Raw genomic sequence first — 15,137 nt, forward strand, 5'->3', positions numbered from 1 at the left:
TTATCCCTTAACGCACACCACCTGACGCAGCGTATGCACAATTTCCACCAGATCGGATTGCGCGGCCATCACCGCATCAATGTCCTTATAGGCCATCGGAATCTCGTCTATGACATCCGCATCCTTACGACATTCTACATGCGCGGTGGCGCGAATCTGATCGTCGACGCTAAACAGTTTTTTCGCTTTGGTTCGGCTCATCACCCGTCCGGCGCCGTGGCTGCACGAGCAGAACGACTCTTCATTACCCAGGCCGCGCACAATAAAGCTTTTCGCCCCCATGGAACCCGGAATGATCCCAAACTGCCCCTTCTGCGCGGATACCGCGCCTTTACGGGTCACGAAGACCTCTTCACCAAAGTGCTGCTCTTTTTGCACATAGTTATGGTGGCAGTTAATCGCCTCACTCTCCAGCGTAAAGGGCTTGCTGATGATTTTACGCAACGCCAGCAGCACGTTTTCCAGCATCGCTTCACGGTTGGCACGCGCATAATCCTGCGCCCAGCCAACAGCGCGAACGTAATCAATAAAATGCTCGCTACCTTCGGCAAAATAAGCCAGATCGCGCGAAGGAAGATTAGCAATATGCTGCTGCATATCTTTCTGCGCCATTTCAATAAAATAGCTACCAATAGCATTACCAATTCCGCGCGAACCGGAGTGCAGCATCACCCATACCTGCTGCGTCTCGTCCAGGCAGATTTCAATAAAATGGTTACCAGTACCCAGTGTTCCCAGATGCTTATAGTTATTGGTGTTAAGGAAGCGCGGATATTTGCTCGTCAGCCACTGAAACTCCGTGTGCAGCGTTGACCAGTGGGCGTCAACGTTAGCCGGGGGATTTTCCCATGCCCCTGCGTCACGACGGCCCCGTCCAGTTGTACGCCCGTGCGGTACCGCGGCTTCAATTGCGTTACGCAGTTCAGCAAGGTTATCCGGCAGATCCGCCGCCGTTAAGCTGGCACGCAGCGCGTTCATTCCACAACCGATATCCACGCCCACCGCGGCCGGGATAATCGCCCCTTTAGTCGGGATCACGCTACCAATCGTGGACCCTTTACCCAAATGCACATCCGGCATCACCGCCACGTGGTTAAAAATAAAAGGCATTTTTGCCGTATTAATCAGCTGCTGACGAGCTTCGTCTTCTATCGGCACGCCTTTGGTCCACATTTTTACCGGAGCATTCTGGGTAGTCATTAATTCGTAATTCATTGTCTTTTCTCATTTTATTAATAGGGTGGCGACAAGTTTTATGGCGGATCGTTATCAGTATGCTCTATCTGATTGAGCTACAGAGGCTTGCTCTGGCAGGATTTGCACCTGCAACCTTACCGTCCCATGTAGATTCGCCGGCATTCGCCGAAATTCATTAAAAATGGCGACAAGTTAATGTGAATACACCGCTCTACCATTGAGCTACAGAGCCAGGCTCTGACGGGACTCGAACCCGCAACATATGTAGATCCACAGGCATTCGCCAAAACAGGGTGGCACGACAAGTAAAGGTGGATCGGCCTGCTCTACCGCTGAGCTACGGAGTCGGACTCCGGCAGGATTCGAACCTGCGACCTGGATCGTTATAAGATGTAGATCCACCGGCATTCGTGCCTTCAGCGTTGCGCAAAAACTGTACGCCGCGCTGAATACTCTTTACAGCACCACAGACTCGATCTCTTCCAGCCAGTGCTCGCTGCCGTAGCGACCGTTAACAAAGTTATCAATCACCGTAAATACCTCGTCGCTAAAACCGCCGACGTTTAAAATATCGCCCCGTTCCATTGCCTGGGTGGTGCCGTAAGGCAGCAGGTCGATGCACACCAGACGCGCCAGCGGGTTACGTTTTTTCAGTTCAACCCAGCACTCCATGGTGGCCGTCGAGCCGTGGCGCGACTTATCCATCCAGGATTCGTTATCCGACACCATAATCACCAGATCCACTCGTGCCCGTTCGGCCAGCAGCTTGCGCAGCGGCGCGGAGCAGTTGGTGCCGCCACCGCCCACCGCCGCCAGCTTCTGCGCGTTGTGCATCACCGACTGCTTAGCATCAAGCGCAACGTTCACCACATCGCATTCAAACGGCAACACGCGGGCCTGCGGGTGGTTACGCAGCACGGTGGCGGCAATCAGCCCGGCAACGTCCACGCAGCGAATTTTGCTGGTCGCCCCCTGGCGATGGCCAGTTACCGGTGAACGCATCGACCCGGACACGTCCGGGCAAACCACCACGTTGCCGCGAAACTGTGGCACGTTTTCCAGCGCGTATTCCATTGCCTGCTCTAAGGCCTCGCCGATAACCTGCGGCACGCTGCTTTGCAGATTGCTCCACGCCGACAGCAGCTGGTAAGGATAGACCCAGGACTGACGCACCTGCGCCCTGTCCGCCAGCCGTTTCGCCACGCTGGCGGCAAGCGTTGCATCCTCAAACACGCCGTGACGCGCCAGGGTATTCAAATTCATACGCAGCGTTTGCCAGCTCATCCGCTGGGCCAGCAGTGCCCACTGTTCAGTACTTAGCGGCGAGTGAGTCAGTAGTAAAAACGGTACATCCGGTAAGGCCGCGCCTTCACGACCTTCGCGAAACGCCAGCAGCGCCTGCGTTTTCTCCGGCAACTGCGCTTTGTCGCACGGCTTGCCAATTAGCCAGGCAAAGAAAGCGTCGTGCCACGGAGCCTGTGGACGCGGGTGCACCATCTTCACGATATCCGCCAGCGATGGTGCGTTGCCTACCGAAGCCTGCAATAAGCGCTCTTCGCTGGCCTCCTGTAGCCAACGCTGAACCAGCTTCTTCGGCCGCGTGCCCAGCGAGCGCCGACCGGTGACGCCGCTGCGCAATATCTGCACGAAGTTACGCAGCATCCGACCATTGTTAATTACTCGCGCAAACACCACCGGCAGCAGCGCCGAACCTCGCGCCGCCAAAAGTGCGGTCAACAACGCGGGCATATCTTTCATCATTCCCCGCTCGCGGCCATAAATCGCCAGCTTCGCGAGAAACAGATCGTCCAGGTCTTTCGCTATCTCCAGAACATCACTGAGCTGTGCCTGAGCGCTGGCATAAAAGGTCTCGTTCATGCAGCCGGTCATCACCATCTGCGCCAGCTTATGGCGCGGGGTGAAGGCAAAAGCCGCTGCACGTTCGTGGTTTTGCGCATTTGCCAGCGGCGCGTCCCGTAACAGTGAACGGAACAAAAGTGGATTAGCCATCTGTCTTCCCATTTCCGTTATTCTCCATGCCATGACTATTGCAACCACCGTGCCAGATTTTAAAAATAATTATATTTTATTGATTTTTATGAATTAATTATTTTTATCTTCGTTTTAACGAAAAAACCGCTGCGCGGCAGAAGCCAAAAGACGATAATTAAATATCGTCTTTTATAAGGAAATCTAAGATGCGCAAAACGGTAGCCTTCGGTTTTGTCGGTACGGTATTGGATTATGTTGGCCGCGGCAGCCAGCGCTGGGAAAAATGGCGACCAACCTTAAGCCTGTGCCAACAGGAAACGTTAGTCGTCCATCGCCTTGAGTTGCTGTACGACGCGCGTTCGCGGGGGCTGTTTGAAACCTTAAAACAGGATATCGCCAGCGTATCGCCGGAAACGGAAGTCATTGGCGTCGAGATAGCCATCCGCAATCCATGGGACTTCGAAGAGGTTTACGCCTGCCTGCATGATTTCGCCCGCAGCCACAGGTTCCATCCTGAAGATGAAGACTATCTGATTCACATCACTACCGGCACCCACGTCGCCCAGATCTGCTGGTTTTTACTGGCCGAAGCACGCTATCTCCCGGCGCGGTTAGCCCAGACCTCACCACCGCGCAAGAAAGATAAGCCGCATAGCACGGGCGAAGTGACGATCATCGACCTCGATCTCAGTCGTTACAACGATATCGCCAGCCGCTTTGCCCAGGAGCGCGAAGAGACGCTTAACTTCCTGAAATCCGGTATCGAGACCCGCAATCCGCATTTCAACCGCATGATCGAGCATATTGAGCGCGTCGCCATCCGCTCCCGTTCACCCATGTTGCTTAACGGCCCGACCGGCGCGGGCAAATCATTTTTGGCCCGCCGCATCTATGAATTAAAGCTGGCACGCCATCAGTTTAGCGGCGCGTTTGTTGAGGTGAACTGCGCGACTCTGCGTGGCGATACCGCAATGTCGACGCTGTTTGGTCATGTCAAAGGGGCGTTTACCGGCGCGCGGGAAGAGCGTGCCGGTCTGCTACGCAGCGCGAACGGTGGGATGCTTTTTCTCGATGAGATTGGCGAACTGGGGGCAGATGAACAAGCGATGCTGCTCAAAGCTATTGAAGAAAAACGCTTTTATCCCTTCGGCAGCGACCAGCAGGTGAGCAGTGATTTTCAGCTTATCGCCGGTACCGTGCGCGATTTACGCCAATTGGTTGCCCAGGGTAAATTCCGCGAGGATCTGTATGCGCGTATCAATCTGTGGACGTTTGAACTGCCGGGTCTGCGCCAGCGGCAGGAAGATATCGAGCCGAACCTCGATTATGAAATTGAGCGTCATGCCACGCTGACTGGCGATAGCGTGCGCTTCAACACCGAAGCACGTCGCGCCTGGCTGGCCTTCGCCACCTCACCGCAGGCGGCGTGGAGCGGCAATTTCCGCGAGCTTTCCGCCAGCGTCACCCGTATGGCAACCCTGGCGGACAACGGTCGCATCACGGTAAACACGGTAGAAGATGAGATTGAGCGCCTGCGCTACAGCTGGAATGATAACCGCCCCTCAGTGCTCGATGCGCTATTAGGGGCGGAGGCGGAAAATCTGGACCTGTTCGACCGACTGCATCTGCAAAACGTCATTGTCGTATGTCAGCAGGCAAAAACCATTTCCGATGCCGGACGCCAGCTCTTTAACGTCTCACGCCTCGGTAAAGCCACCATCAACGATGCAGACCGGCTGCGAAAATATCTCGCGCGCTTTGGCCTGACCTGGGAAACGCTGAAGAATCAGCACAGCTCCAGTTGAAGGTTGTTGTCGGTTATCACTTTCAGCACACCAGCTGGCGGCATCACGTCGGTGTAGACTGCATCGACCATGCTGATGCTGCCCATATTGACCATCGCGTTACGGCCAAATTTAGAGTGGTCAACAACCAGCATCACGTGGCGCGAGTTTTCAATAATCGCTCGCTTGGTGCGCACTTCGTGGTAATCAAACTCGAGCAGCGAACCATCGCTGTCAATGCCGCTGATGCCGAGAATGCCGAAATCAAGGCGGAACTGGGAGATAAAGTCCAGGGTCGCTTCGCCGATAATACCGCCATCGCGGCTGCGCAGTTCGCCGCCCGCCAGAATAATGCGGAAATCCTCTTTCACCATCAGCGTATTAGCGACGTTGAGGTTATTGGTGACGATGCGCAGGTCGTTATGGTTCAGCAACGCATGGGCCACAGCTTCAGGCGTGGTGCCGATATCGATAAACAGCGTCGCGCCGTCAGGGATTTCACTCGCCACCTTGCGGGCAATACGCTCTTTCTCCTGGGTTTGGGTCGACTTCCTGTCGTGCCAGGAAGCGTTCACCGAACTGGAAGGCAGCGCCGCGCCGCCGTGGTGGCGCAAGATCATTTTTTGTTCGGCTAAATCATTCAGATCGCGACGAATGGTCTGCGGGCTGACGGCAAACTGCTCAACCAGCTCTTCAGTACTGACGTATCCCTGTTTTTTTACCAGCTCGATAATCGCGTCATGACGTTGTGTTTGTTTCATGAAATATCCCTGGGAGTCTCTACGTTCGCTTTCGCACATTCTGCGTATCAACAAACGCCATCGCCAGCCCGGTCGCCAGACCAGCCACGTGGGCACCGTTTGCGATCGACATGCCGAAAACGTCAAACCAGCCAGCAATTAACCATACTAAAGAGAAGAGTATCAAGCCGCGCTGCAAAAAAATGCCGCTTTGCGGATCGCGTTCGCCGCGTAGCCAGACATAGCCCATCAGCGCATAGACCACACCCGATAAGCCACCAAACCACGGACCGCTAAACTGATGTTGAACAAAGCCGCTCAGCAGGGCGCTGATCACGGTAATCACCACCAGCTTTCCGCTGCCAATGCGCTTCTCCACCGCTCCGCCGAGGTACCACCACCATAGCAGGTTGAACAGAATGTGCATCAGCGAGAAGTGCATGAAAGCGTGAGTAAAGTAACGCCAGACTTCAAATTTCAGCGAAGGATCGTAGGGCCAGGCCAGCAGTAGCATAACCGGCTGATCGCCAAGAACCGTTTGCAGCACAAACACTGCAATACAGGCGAATAAAATCCCCCATGTAAACGGCCCGGCGTTGTGGCGAAGCGTCGCTAAAAAGGGGAAACGCTGATAGTGCAGGCCGCTGTTGGTGTGCCCCGACTGCCAGCTGGCAGCCAGATAGCGCGGATCGGCAGGATTTTCCAGAAAGCGGGCCAGCTCGGCATGAACCCGCCCGGCCTGGCTCTCATCAGCAAGCCAGACATCGCTCTGCGTATGCTGCTGGATAGTCAGAATAATCCCCTGCGTCGCCATATAGTCGACAAACGCCTGGGCCACGCGAGGGTTGGCAAAAGAGGTAATCATTAACATGCAGCGGATCGCTTATTCCACACAAAGGGGGATATTATAGCCATAACCTGCGCTAACGCCTAAAGCGCGCCATGCGCGACTTCCGCCGGAAAATGCCGATGCCAGGCATCAAATCCGCCATCCACGCTGTACACCTTGTCGTAGCCCTGCTGAAGCAGATACTGCGCGGCGCCTTTACTGCTATTACCGTGATAACACATCACCATAACGGCCGTCTCAAAGTCGTTATCGCGCATAAACGCACCCAGCGTATCGTTGGTCAGATGAAAAGAGCCCGGCGTATGCCCCATCGCGTAGCTCTGCGGGTCGCGAATATCCACCAGCACCGCCGTCTGCTGATGCATTTTCTGGTGGGCTTCTTCTACGTTAATACATTCAAAGTGATCCATATGCTCTCTTCTCTATATAGGCAGGCGGCTGATAAGCGCTCGCGATTTTAACGTCTAGTGTACAGCCAGGCGGTAAATAAACGCCAATATGTTACGCACATCACTCTGAAATGTTTTTTTGATGTTACCAATGACGCGATTGTTTGCTATATTGAGCGATATCGAACATTTGTGAACTTAAACGAAAGTGTAAGAGGTAGCGAGCGTGGAAACCAAAGATCTGATTGTGATAGGAGGAGGCATCAACGGTGCCGGTATCGCGGCAGACGCCGCAGGGCGTGGTTTATCCGTGCTGATGCTGGAGGCAAACGACCTGGCCAGCGCCACGTCCAGCGCCAGCTCAAAACTGATTCACGGCGGGCTGCGCTACCTTGAACACTACGAATTCCGCCTGGTGAGCGAAGCGCTGGCCGAGCGTGAAGTGTTGTTAAAAATGGCTCCGCACATCGCCTTTCCGATGCGCTTTCGTTTACCGCATCGCCCGCACCTGCGCCCGGCCTGGATGATCCGCATCGGTCTGTTTATGTACGATCATCTGGGCAAGCGCACCAGTTTACCCAGCTCAACTGGATTGCGTTTTGGCTCGGAATCGGTACTTAAACCTGAAATCGTGCGCGGTTTCGAATATTCCGACTGCTGGGTTGATGATGCGCGTCTGGTGCTGGCCAATGCCCAAATGGTCGTGCGTAAAGGTGGGGAAGTGCGTACGCGTACCCGCGCTATTTCCGCAAAGCGCGAGAATGGTTTGTGGATTGTTGAAGCGGAAGATATTGATAGCGGCGAGAAGTTCAGCTGGCAGGCGCGCGGTCTGGTGAACGCCACCGGCCCGTGGGTCAAACAATTCTTCGACGACGGTATGCATCTACCATCGCCCTATGGCATCCGCCTGATTAAGGGTAGCCATATTGTCGTGCCGCGCGTGCATACCCAGAAGCAGGCCTACATTCTGCAAAACGAAGATAAACGCATCGTGTTTGTGATCCCGTGGATGGACGAATTCTCAATAATCGGTACCACCGACGTTGAGTACAACGGCGATCCGAAAGCCGTGGCGATCGATGACAAAGAGATCAACTACCTGCTGAACGTCTATAACGCGCATTTTAAAAAGACGCTCTCTCGCGATGATATCGTCTGGACTTACTCCGGCGTCCGTCCGCTGTGCGATGACGAATCAGACTCACCGCAGGCGATCACCCGCGATTATACTCTCGATATTCATGATGAGAACGGGCAGGCTCCGCTGCTGTCAGTGTTTGGCGGCAAGCTCACCACCTATCGTAAGCTGGCCGAACACGCGCTGGAGAAACTGACGCCTTACTACAAAGGTATCGGCCCGGCATGGACCAAAACCGCCGTTCTGCCCGGTGGCGATATCGGGAGCGACCGTGATGATTATGCGGCAAAGCTGCGCCGTCGCTTCTCATTTATCAGCGAGTCAATGGCGCGCCACTACACCCGAACCTACGGCAGCAATAGCGAGTGGATCCTTGGTGAAGCCACGTCACTTGCCGATCTCGGCGAAGATTTTGGTCACGAGTTTTACGAAGCGGAACTTAAATACCTGGTCGAACATGAATGGGTGAGAACCCTGGACGATGCGATATGGCGGCGAACCAAGCAGGGAATGTGGCTAACGGCCGAGCAGCAGGCTCGCATCAGCGAATGGTTGGCGCAGCACGTGGGAAAGTCTGAGCTGTCGCTGGCGTCGTAAATTTACATCAAACACGATAAAAGGGGGAACTTATCCCCCTTATGCTAATTAACGGACACTTTCCTGAGTCACTTTCCGCCAGAGGCCGAAGCGATGGCAGCTTTTTTCCGCGCCTGACCAACGGCATCGGCGGCCCGCAATGCCGCCTGCACGGCCTCCGGCGTAATGGTAAACGGCTCGTTGTGCATCGTTTCCCCTATTTGACAAGACGCCCTGGCAACGGCCAGCAGTTCATCATCGCTAACGCCAGCCAGACCAATATCCGCCAGCGTGGTGGGCAAGCCAATATCTTCGCAAAACTGATAAACCTCCTCTATGAGCTCAGGCGCTCTATCGGTGAGCATGAGCATTGCCAGTGTGCCAAACGCAACTTTTTCCCCATGCCAGTATTTGTGCGTGGCGGGCAGTACCGTCAGACCGTTATGAATGGCGTGCGCTGCCGCCAGCCCACCGCTTTCAAAACCGAGCCCGGATAATAGCGTATTCGCTTCGATAACATGTTCGAGCGCCGGAGTAACCTGATGTTGTTCACAGGCAAGCTTCGCCAGGCGCCCATAGCGCATCAAGGTGGTGTAGCAAAAGCGCGCCAGCTCAAATGCAGTCATCGGTCCTGGCCTGGTGGTCATATTGCCTGCCCCTTTGATGCGGCAATCTTCCGCTTCAAACCAGGTTGCTAGCGCATCGCCTATCCCAGAAACCAAAAAGCGTACCGGCGCGGCAGCAATAATACTACTGTCCACCAGCACAAGCGTCGGGTTACGTGGAATCATGAGGTAGCGTTTGAATTCCCCTTCTGGTGTATAGATAACAACCAGTGAACTGCAGGGCGCATCCGTTGAGGCCAGTGTAGGAACCACGGCAATAGGCAGCCGCAGGCTGGCACCGGTTGCTTTTGCCGTATCCAGGGTTTTCCCGCCCCCCATACCAACAATCACATCGGCGCCAATTTCATGCGCACGTGCGGAGATGCGAGCAATTTCCTCATCACTGCATTCGCTACTGAACACTTCGATATCAAAATCAATCACCCCGTGCAGTGCTGTTGCAACCGCATCCCGGTAGGTGCTGTAAACAACAGGATCCTGCAAAATCAGCGCCTTATGACCGAGTGCGGCCAATTCCTGCGGGAGATGCGTTGTCAATGCTCCTTTACCCTGAACATATCGTGACGGAAAGATCGCGGTAGTAACCATTGTTTCTCCTTAAAAACATTAAAGTTCAATATACAGAACACAAATTCCACATAAAGAATTTAATGCTGTTTATTCTGAACGCACAATGACCAGGTGAGAGCATAATTTTATCCTGTGAGGCAGCGCACAATTTTGGCTACGTATTAGACCAATGCGCAGTTTCCATTGGGTTACCCACTCTTTCTCACCTTATCTCCGTTCATTTTTGAAGCAAATCACAAAATATAACCTTCCTTAGAGTATGGAATTGACGCTGTATGAATACGTCGGCATAGTATCAATATACAGAACAACAGTTCCATATGCAGAACATAATTTTTGATACTAAAGGGATGCAATGATGAGCATTGAAATAGAGAAACCGACCACACGAGGGCGCTGGCTGCATATTATTCCAGCCACGATCCTCGTTTATATCGTGGCCTATATGGACAGGACCAATATCGCCATTGGGATTGCAGGCGGCATGGATGAAGATTTAGGCATGACTGCTTCTTTTGCTGGCCTGGTCGCCGGGATCTTCTTTATTGGTTATATCTTCCTGCAAATTCCCGGCGGTCAGATAGCCGAGCGGCTAAGCGCCAAAAAGTTGATTGCCTGGACAATCGTCGCCTGGGGTGGCTTTGCCCTGCTGACCGGTTTTGTTCAGACATCGACGCAGTTGTTGATCATTCGCTTTGTGCTCGGCGTGGCGGAAGGTGCCGTGTATCCCGCCATTCTGGCACTGATTGGTCACTGGTTCCCAAATGAGGAGCGCGCCAGGGCTATCGCCTATTTCCAGATGAACCTGGCCGTCGCCTCTATCATTACCGGGCCGCTTTCCGGCTGGCTTATTGAAACATACGGCTGGCGGGAGATGTTTATCATCGAAGGCTTGCTCTCTCTGGGACTGCTCTTTGTCTGGCTACCTTTGGTTTCCGATCACCCGCATCAGGCAAAGTGGCTAGATCCGAAAGAGCGCGCCTGGATCGAACAAAAATTGCTGGCCGATCGCGCGTTGAGTATTGGCGGAGAGCAAAGCAGCATTCGTGGCGTATTAAAAAGCATCAACCTGTGGAAGCTTGTCGGTATCTATTTCTTCGTACAGGTCGGATTCTATGGCTTCGCACTGTGGATGCCAAATCTGATTAAACACCTGACCGGCAGCGGCATGACCATCGTTGGGGTACTCACCGCGGCGCCTTACGTTCTGTGCATTATCGGTCAGTATTACATCGCCAAATGGTGTGATAAAACAATGAATCGCCGCCTTTACACGGCTATTCCTCTGCTGGGTTTCGCGGTCTGCCTCGCCCTCTCCTTATTACTGAAAGATAACGTCTGGCTCGCTTACGGCATGATGGTTATTTGCGGGTTCTTCCTGCAAGCCTATGCCGGTCCATTCTGGACGCTGCCACCATTACTCTTCGCCCCCAACGTTCTGGGCGGCGTGCGCGGTACGATCAACGCCCTGGGCAACATCGGTGGCTTTATCGGTCCGTACCTCGTAGGGCTGTTAACGGTGACGTTCTCGCAAACAGCAGGTATGACCGTACTGGTTGCCGCCCTGCTTATCGCCGTTGGACTGCTTTTCAGCTTGCCTTCTGTTACCGCTCGTCCTGCAGGTAGCAGCAACACGCCTAACACCTCGACGCCGGGTGCGTCACTTAAACAGGAAGGAATCGCCAAATGAGCCAGAAATGTCAGCATGCTCGCGATCTGTGGTCACAGCTCGACGCTCTGCGTCTTGGAATGAATTACAGCAAAGAAGATGTCAATAAACTGCAGGTCCTGGTGGATGATTGCTATGGCGAAAGCCATCCGGGCAGTTTCCATCTTAACCAACTGGGCGATGAAGCCGTACTGGGTGTTCATGAAAGCGGCGGTCGTGCGGTCCGTCACCATGTGACGGATATCTGCGACGGCTGGGGTCAGGGCCACGATGGGATGAACTACATTCTGGCATCTCGCGAAGCCATTGCCAACATGGTCGAAATTCATGCCTCAGTGGTGCCTTATGATGCCGGAATTCTGATCTCAAGCTGCGATAAATCTATCCCGGCGCATCTGATTGCCGCCGCACGTTTGAATCTACCGCTATTGCATATTCCCGGCGGTTCTATGCGTCCGGCACCGAATATGAGTACTTCTGACCTAGGCGGGATCACCGCTAAGTTGAAGAAAGGCGAAATCGGCATTCAGCAAGTGGAAGCAATGCAGCAATGCGGTTGTCCCACCGCCGGAGCCTGCCAGTTTATGGGAACGGCCAGTACCATGCAGTGCATGTCGGAGGCATTGGGGCTGGCTCTGCCTGGTAGCGCTCTGCTGCCATCGACCCTTGCGGAAATTCGCCGCGTTGCCAGAACCGCAGGCCACCAGGCGCTGTATCTGGCGGAGAAAAATATCACCACCCATAAGATCCTAACTCCTGCGGCGTTTGAAAATGCTATCAAAGTCCATGCCGCTATTGGTGGCAGCACCAATGCGATGATCCACCTTCCGGCCATCGCTCATGAACTCGGATGGGAGCTGAAGCCCGAACTGTTTGATCGGATCAATAATGAAATCCCTTATCTGACCAACATTCAGCCCAGCGGTGAATACGTTACCGAAATGATGTGGTTCGCAGGCGGCGTGCCAATGGTGCAATGGTATCTACGCGATTATCTGGATCTTGATGTTCTTACCGTGACTGGCCGTACGCTCGGCGACAACCTGGAAATGCTCCATCAATCCGGCTTCTTTACCCGCAACCACGGTTACCTCAACAATTACAAAGTCAGCCCAGAGGAGGTGATCCGGAAACCAGAAAATGCCACCAAAAAAGGGTCGATTGCGGTACTGAAAGGCAACATCGCGCCTGAAGGAGCGGTCATTAAATATGCGGCCTGTGCGCCGGATATGCATCACCATACCGGTCCTGCTCGGGTCTTTAACTCCGAAGAAGACGCTCAACAGGCCATCATCCATAACCATATCGAACCCGGCGACGTCATTTTCATTCGCTACGAAGGCGCAAAAGGCTCTGGCGCACCGGAAATGCTGATGACAACCGATGCCATAGTGTATGACAAACGCCTCGACGGAAAAGTCGCATTGATTACCGACGGTCGTTTCTCTGGAGCGACCAGCGGGCCATGTGTCGGACACGTCTCGCCAGAAGCCGCTGATGGCGGGCCGATTGCCCTGGTGGAAGATGGTGATTTAATCGAAATGGATGTGAAAGGCCGTAAGCTCAATATCGTAGGGATCGACGGAGTGTTTAAAACAGAAGAGGAAATACGCCGCTGCCTTGAAGACCGTCGAGCAAGCTGGAAGAAACCTGATTATTCAAACCGTCGCGGCGTCTTTAAACAATTCACCGCTAATGCAACATCATTAATGGCCGGAGCCTGGCTTAAATAATATCCCTGGCGGGCTACGGCTCGCCTGTTTTAAGGATCAATACATGACTCAGATTACAAAATTTCACGGCGTATTTCCGCCAGTCCCGACCATTGTTAATGCGCAGGGAGAGTTAGATAAAGTCGGCATGGCGACCTTGCTGGATCATCTTATTGCAAGCAAGGTCAATGGCGTATTACTGCTGGGCAGCGGGGGGGAATTTTGCCATATGACCAATGCGCTGCGTCTGGAAACCGCAGAGTTTTGCGTCCGTCATATTAACCGCCGCATTCCAGTACTATTAGGTATTAGCAGCACCAGCACGCAGGAAGTGATTGAGTATGGTCAGCATGCCGACCGGCTCGAAGTCGATGCCGTGCTGGTACTCAATCCCTACTATGCCAGATTGACCGATGAGTATATTTATCATCATTTCAAAACCGTGGCTAATAACATAAAAAGCCCGGTCATTCTATACAACTTTCCAGCATTGACGGGACAGGACCTTAGCGTTGATTTAATTACCCGGCTGGCGCAAGATCACCCCAATATTATCGGTATTAAGGATACCGTTGATAATATCAGCCATATTCGTGAAATCATCAATAATGTCAGGCCAGCGCGTCCGGACTTCGTTATTTTCTCCGGCTATGATGAATATATGATGGATACACTTATCTTAGGCGGCAACGGCGGGATCCCAGCGACAGCGAACTTTGCGCCGCAGCTAACCTGCGGGATCTACCGCGCGTGGTGTGAAAAAGAGTATGAGATAATGTTCGGATTACAGCGCAGGCTGTCCGCGCTTTCCACTATTTACAGCCTGGATTCACCTTTCTTCGGGATAATCAAAAAGGCAATTCAGCTTAGCGGAGTCGATATTTCAACTCACGTAATGCCCCCCGTTTTGCCGGCAAATGAAGAACATATTTCGAATTTGAAGCAGGTCTTACAGCGTGCGGGACTTTAAGCGATGACGAAAGCGGGCTTCTTGCCCGCTATGTTTTTTTATTTCAGCACATCAGGCGCGTCAGGCTACGGCTGGCATCCATCATCAGCGTAGCAAGCGACTCGCGTTTATCATCGGGGATCTGGAACGCAACGCCGGATACGCTCAGGGCGGCAATCACTTTCCCCTGCGCATTGAATACCGGCACCGCAATGCAGCGCACGCCAAGGGAGTCTTCTTCGTTATCATAACCCCAGCCGCGGCGGCGAATTCCGGCTAACTCCTGTTTAAGGATATTCACATCCGTGATCGTCGTATCCGTAAAACGCGTTAATATCTGATCTGGAGGCAGCAATTCTTCCAGCTCTTCCCCGCTAAGCCATGCAATCAGTACCTTCCCCAGCCCTGAGCTATGTAATGAGAGGCGCTTGCCCTCCCAGCTTCGAATCACAATAGCCTGTGGGCTTTCGACTTTCAAAAGATAAATGGGGGCATCGCCTTCCAGAACGCCGAGATGGCAGGTCAGGCCGGTGTTATCGCGAATCTCTTCAAGAATCGGTAACGCGATTTTTTTAATGTCGTACTGTTCCGCCGCTTTATTACCTAATTCATACAGGCGTAACCCCAGATAATACTTGTCTTTTTCCTGGCGTAATAACCCGTGTTCCACCATGCCATTGAGCAAAGATGAGGTACTGCTTTTCGCAATCCCTGAATTTTGATGGATCTGGGTAAACGTTGCGCCATCGCACTCCAGAAGATAAGCAAATACGCGCATGATTTTATCGAGGGCCGGAATAGATGTTGTAATCTTTTTCATATTATTATCAATTAATTATGAATTTTTCTGCTAATACTATACACCAGTACTCAACCCTTTTTCCATAACAGAGACCAAATGCTGCTAATAGATTCAGCAGACGAATATCAGCATACCCACGAATA

12 protein-coding genes and 1 tRNA gene are annotated in these 15,137 nt (G+C 53.1%); 5 read left to right on the top strand and 8 right to left on the bottom strand.

Going from position 1 to position 15,137, the window contains the following annotated elements; all coding sequences use genetic code 11:
* The 3 genes from HV127_RS04800 to HV127_RS04810 all read right to left on the bottom strand — a co-directional run bounded on the left by HV127_RS04800 (nucleotide 1) and on the right by HV127_RS04810 (nucleotide 3,207).
* The gene (locus HV127_RS04800; protein ID WP_182235142.1) at nucleotides 1-1,215 is read right to left on the bottom strand and encodes an RtcB family protein; all 1,215 of its coding nucleotides are present in this window, start codon (nucleotides 1,213-1,215) and stop codon (nucleotides 1-3) included.
* An 87-nt stretch (nucleotides 1,216-1,302) separates the two neighbouring features.
* Nucleotides 1,303-1,430 (bottom strand) — tRNA-OTHER (locus HV127_RS04805).
* 223 nt (nucleotides 1,431-1,653) lie between these two features.
* A complete protein-coding gene (locus HV127_RS04810; RefSeq protein ID WP_182235143.1) occupies nucleotides 1,654-3,207 on the bottom strand; it encodes a TROVE domain-containing protein in 1,554 nt (517 codons plus the stop codon).
* 188 nt (nucleotides 3,208-3,395) lie between these two features.
* Between HV127_RS04810 and rtcR the strand changes: the two genes are divergently transcribed.
* Nucleotides 3,396-4,994 (top strand): RNA repair transcriptional activator RtcR, encoded by a 1,599-nt coding sequence (gene rtcR / locus HV127_RS04815; RefSeq protein ID WP_182235144.1) that lies wholly within the window; start codon nucleotides 3,396-3,398, stop codon nucleotides 4,992-4,994.
* Here the strand turns inward: rtcR and HV127_RS04820 are convergent.
* The 3 genes from HV127_RS04820 to glpE are packed head-to-tail and all read right to left on the bottom strand — an operon-like array spanning nucleotide 4,976 to nucleotide 6,973.
* Nucleotides 4,976-5,734: a DeoR/GlpR family transcriptional regulator gene (locus HV127_RS04820; protein ID WP_110274938.1), complete on the bottom strand. Its 759-nt coding sequence runs from the start codon at nucleotides 5,732-5,734 to the stop codon at nucleotides 4,976-4,978. The genes rtcR and HV127_RS04820 overlap by 19 nt on opposite strands.
* A gap of 19 nt (nucleotides 5,735-5,753) precedes the next feature.
* On the bottom strand, nucleotides 5,754-6,584 hold the full coding sequence (gene glpG / locus HV127_RS04825; protein ID WP_110274937.1) for a rhomboid family intramembrane serine protease GlpG: 831 nt from the start codon (nucleotides 6,582-6,584) through the stop codon (nucleotides 5,754-5,756).
* Nucleotides 6,585-6,643: 59 nt separating this feature from the next.
* Nucleotides 6,644-6,973 carry a thiosulfate sulfurtransferase GlpE gene (gene glpE / locus HV127_RS04830; RefSeq protein WP_110274936.1) on the bottom strand — a complete coding sequence of 110 codons (330 nt, stop codon included), beginning with the start codon at nucleotides 6,971-6,973 and terminating at the stop codon, nucleotides 6,644-6,646.
* 205 nt (nucleotides 6,974-7,178) lie between these two features.
* Between glpE and glpD the strand changes: the two genes are divergently transcribed.
* Nucleotides 7,179-8,687, top strand: a complete 1,509-nt coding sequence (gene glpD, locus HV127_RS04835; RefSeq protein WP_182235145.1) for a glycerol-3-phosphate dehydrogenase — start codon at nucleotides 7,179-7,181, stop codon at nucleotides 8,685-8,687.
* A gap of 68 nt (nucleotides 8,688-8,755) precedes the next feature.
* On the opposite strand, the gene HV127_RS04840 is transcribed toward glpD, so the two are convergent.
* On the bottom strand, nucleotides 8,756-9,880 hold the full coding sequence (locus HV127_RS04840) for a glycerol dehydrogenase (protein WP_182235146.1): 1,125 nt from the start codon (nucleotides 9,878-9,880) through the stop codon (nucleotides 8,756-8,758).
* A 337-nt stretch (nucleotides 9,881-10,217) separates the two neighbouring features.
* Here HV127_RS04840 and HV127_RS04845 point away from each other — a divergent pair, with 337 nt between their 5' ends.
* The 3 genes from HV127_RS04845 to HV127_RS04855 are packed head-to-tail and all read left to right on the top strand — an operon-like array spanning nucleotide 10,218 to nucleotide 14,213.
* Nucleotides 10,218-11,552 carry an MFS transporter gene (locus tag HV127_RS04845; protein WP_181484629.1) on the top strand — a complete coding sequence of 445 codons (1,335 nt, stop codon included), beginning with the start codon at nucleotides 10,218-10,220 and terminating at the stop codon, nucleotides 11,550-11,552.
* Entirely contained in the window at nucleotides 11,549-13,264 is a 1,716-nt protein-coding gene (locus tag HV127_RS04850; protein ID WP_110274932.1) for a dihydroxy-acid dehydratase, read from the top strand. Before HV127_RS04845 ends, HV127_RS04850 begins: the two co-directional genes overlap by 4 nt.
* A 43-nt stretch (nucleotides 13,265-13,307) precedes the next feature.
* Nucleotides 13,308-14,213: a dihydrodipicolinate synthase family protein gene (locus HV127_RS04855; RefSeq protein ID WP_181484627.1), complete on the top strand. Its 906-nt coding sequence runs from the start codon at nucleotides 13,308-13,310 to the stop codon at nucleotides 14,211-14,213.
* A gap of 43 nt (nucleotides 14,214-14,256) precedes the next feature.
* On the opposite strand, the gene HV127_RS04860 is transcribed toward HV127_RS04855, so the two are convergent.
* On the bottom strand, nucleotides 14,257-15,012 hold the full coding sequence (locus HV127_RS04860; RefSeq protein ID WP_110274930.1) for an IclR family transcriptional regulator: 756 nt from the start codon (nucleotides 15,010-15,012) through the stop codon (nucleotides 14,257-14,259).
* Between the last annotated feature and the right edge of the window lie 125 nt (nucleotides 15,013-15,137).

It is taken from the genome of Klebsiella sp. RHBSTW-00215 (assembly GCF_014103785.1).
Classification (GTDB): domain Bacteria; phylum Pseudomonadota; class Gammaproteobacteria; order Enterobacterales; family Enterobacteriaceae; genus Klebsiella.

Bases quoted from the DNA above. Each gene is read 5' to 3' on its own strand.
- rtcR (WP_182235144.1), top strand. From the start codon at position 3,396: ATGCGCAAAACGGTAGCCTTCGGTTTTGTCGGTACGGTATTGGATTAT.
- HV127_RS04850 (WP_110274932.1), top strand. From the start codon at position 11,549: ATGAGCCAGAAATGTCAGCATGCTCGCGATCTGTGGTCACAGCTCGAC.
- glpG (WP_110274937.1), bottom strand. From the start codon at position 6,584: ATGTTAATGATTACCTCTTTTGCCAACCCTCGCGTGGCCCAGGCGTTT.
- HV127_RS04855 (WP_181484627.1), top strand. From the start codon at position 13,308: ATGACTCAGATTACAAAATTTCACGGCGTATTTCCGCCAGTCCCGACC.
- HV127_RS04810 (WP_182235143.1), bottom strand. From the start codon at position 3,207: ATGGCTAATCCACTTTTGTTCCGTTCACTGTTACGGGACGCGCCGCTG.
- glpE (WP_110274936.1), bottom strand. From the start codon at position 6,973: ATGGATCACTTTGAATGTATTAACGTAGAAGAAGCCCACCAGAAAATG.
- HV127_RS04860 (WP_110274930.1), bottom strand. From the start codon at position 15,012: ATGAAAAAGATTACAACATCTATTCCGGCCCTCGATAAAATCATGCGC.
- HV127_RS04800 (WP_182235142.1), bottom strand. From the start codon at position 1,215: ATGAATTACGAATTAATGACTACCCAGAATGCTCCGGTAAAAATGTGG.
- HV127_RS04840 (WP_182235146.1), bottom strand. From the start codon at position 9,880: ATGGTTACTACCGCGATCTTTCCGTCACGATATGTTCAGGGTAAAGGA.
- HV127_RS04845 (WP_181484629.1), top strand. From the start codon at position 10,218: ATGATGAGCATTGAAATAGAGAAACCGACCACACGAGGGCGCTGGCTG.
- HV127_RS04820 (WP_110274938.1), bottom strand. From the start codon at position 5,734: ATGAAACAAACACAACGTCATGACGCGATTATCGAGCTGGTAAAAAAA.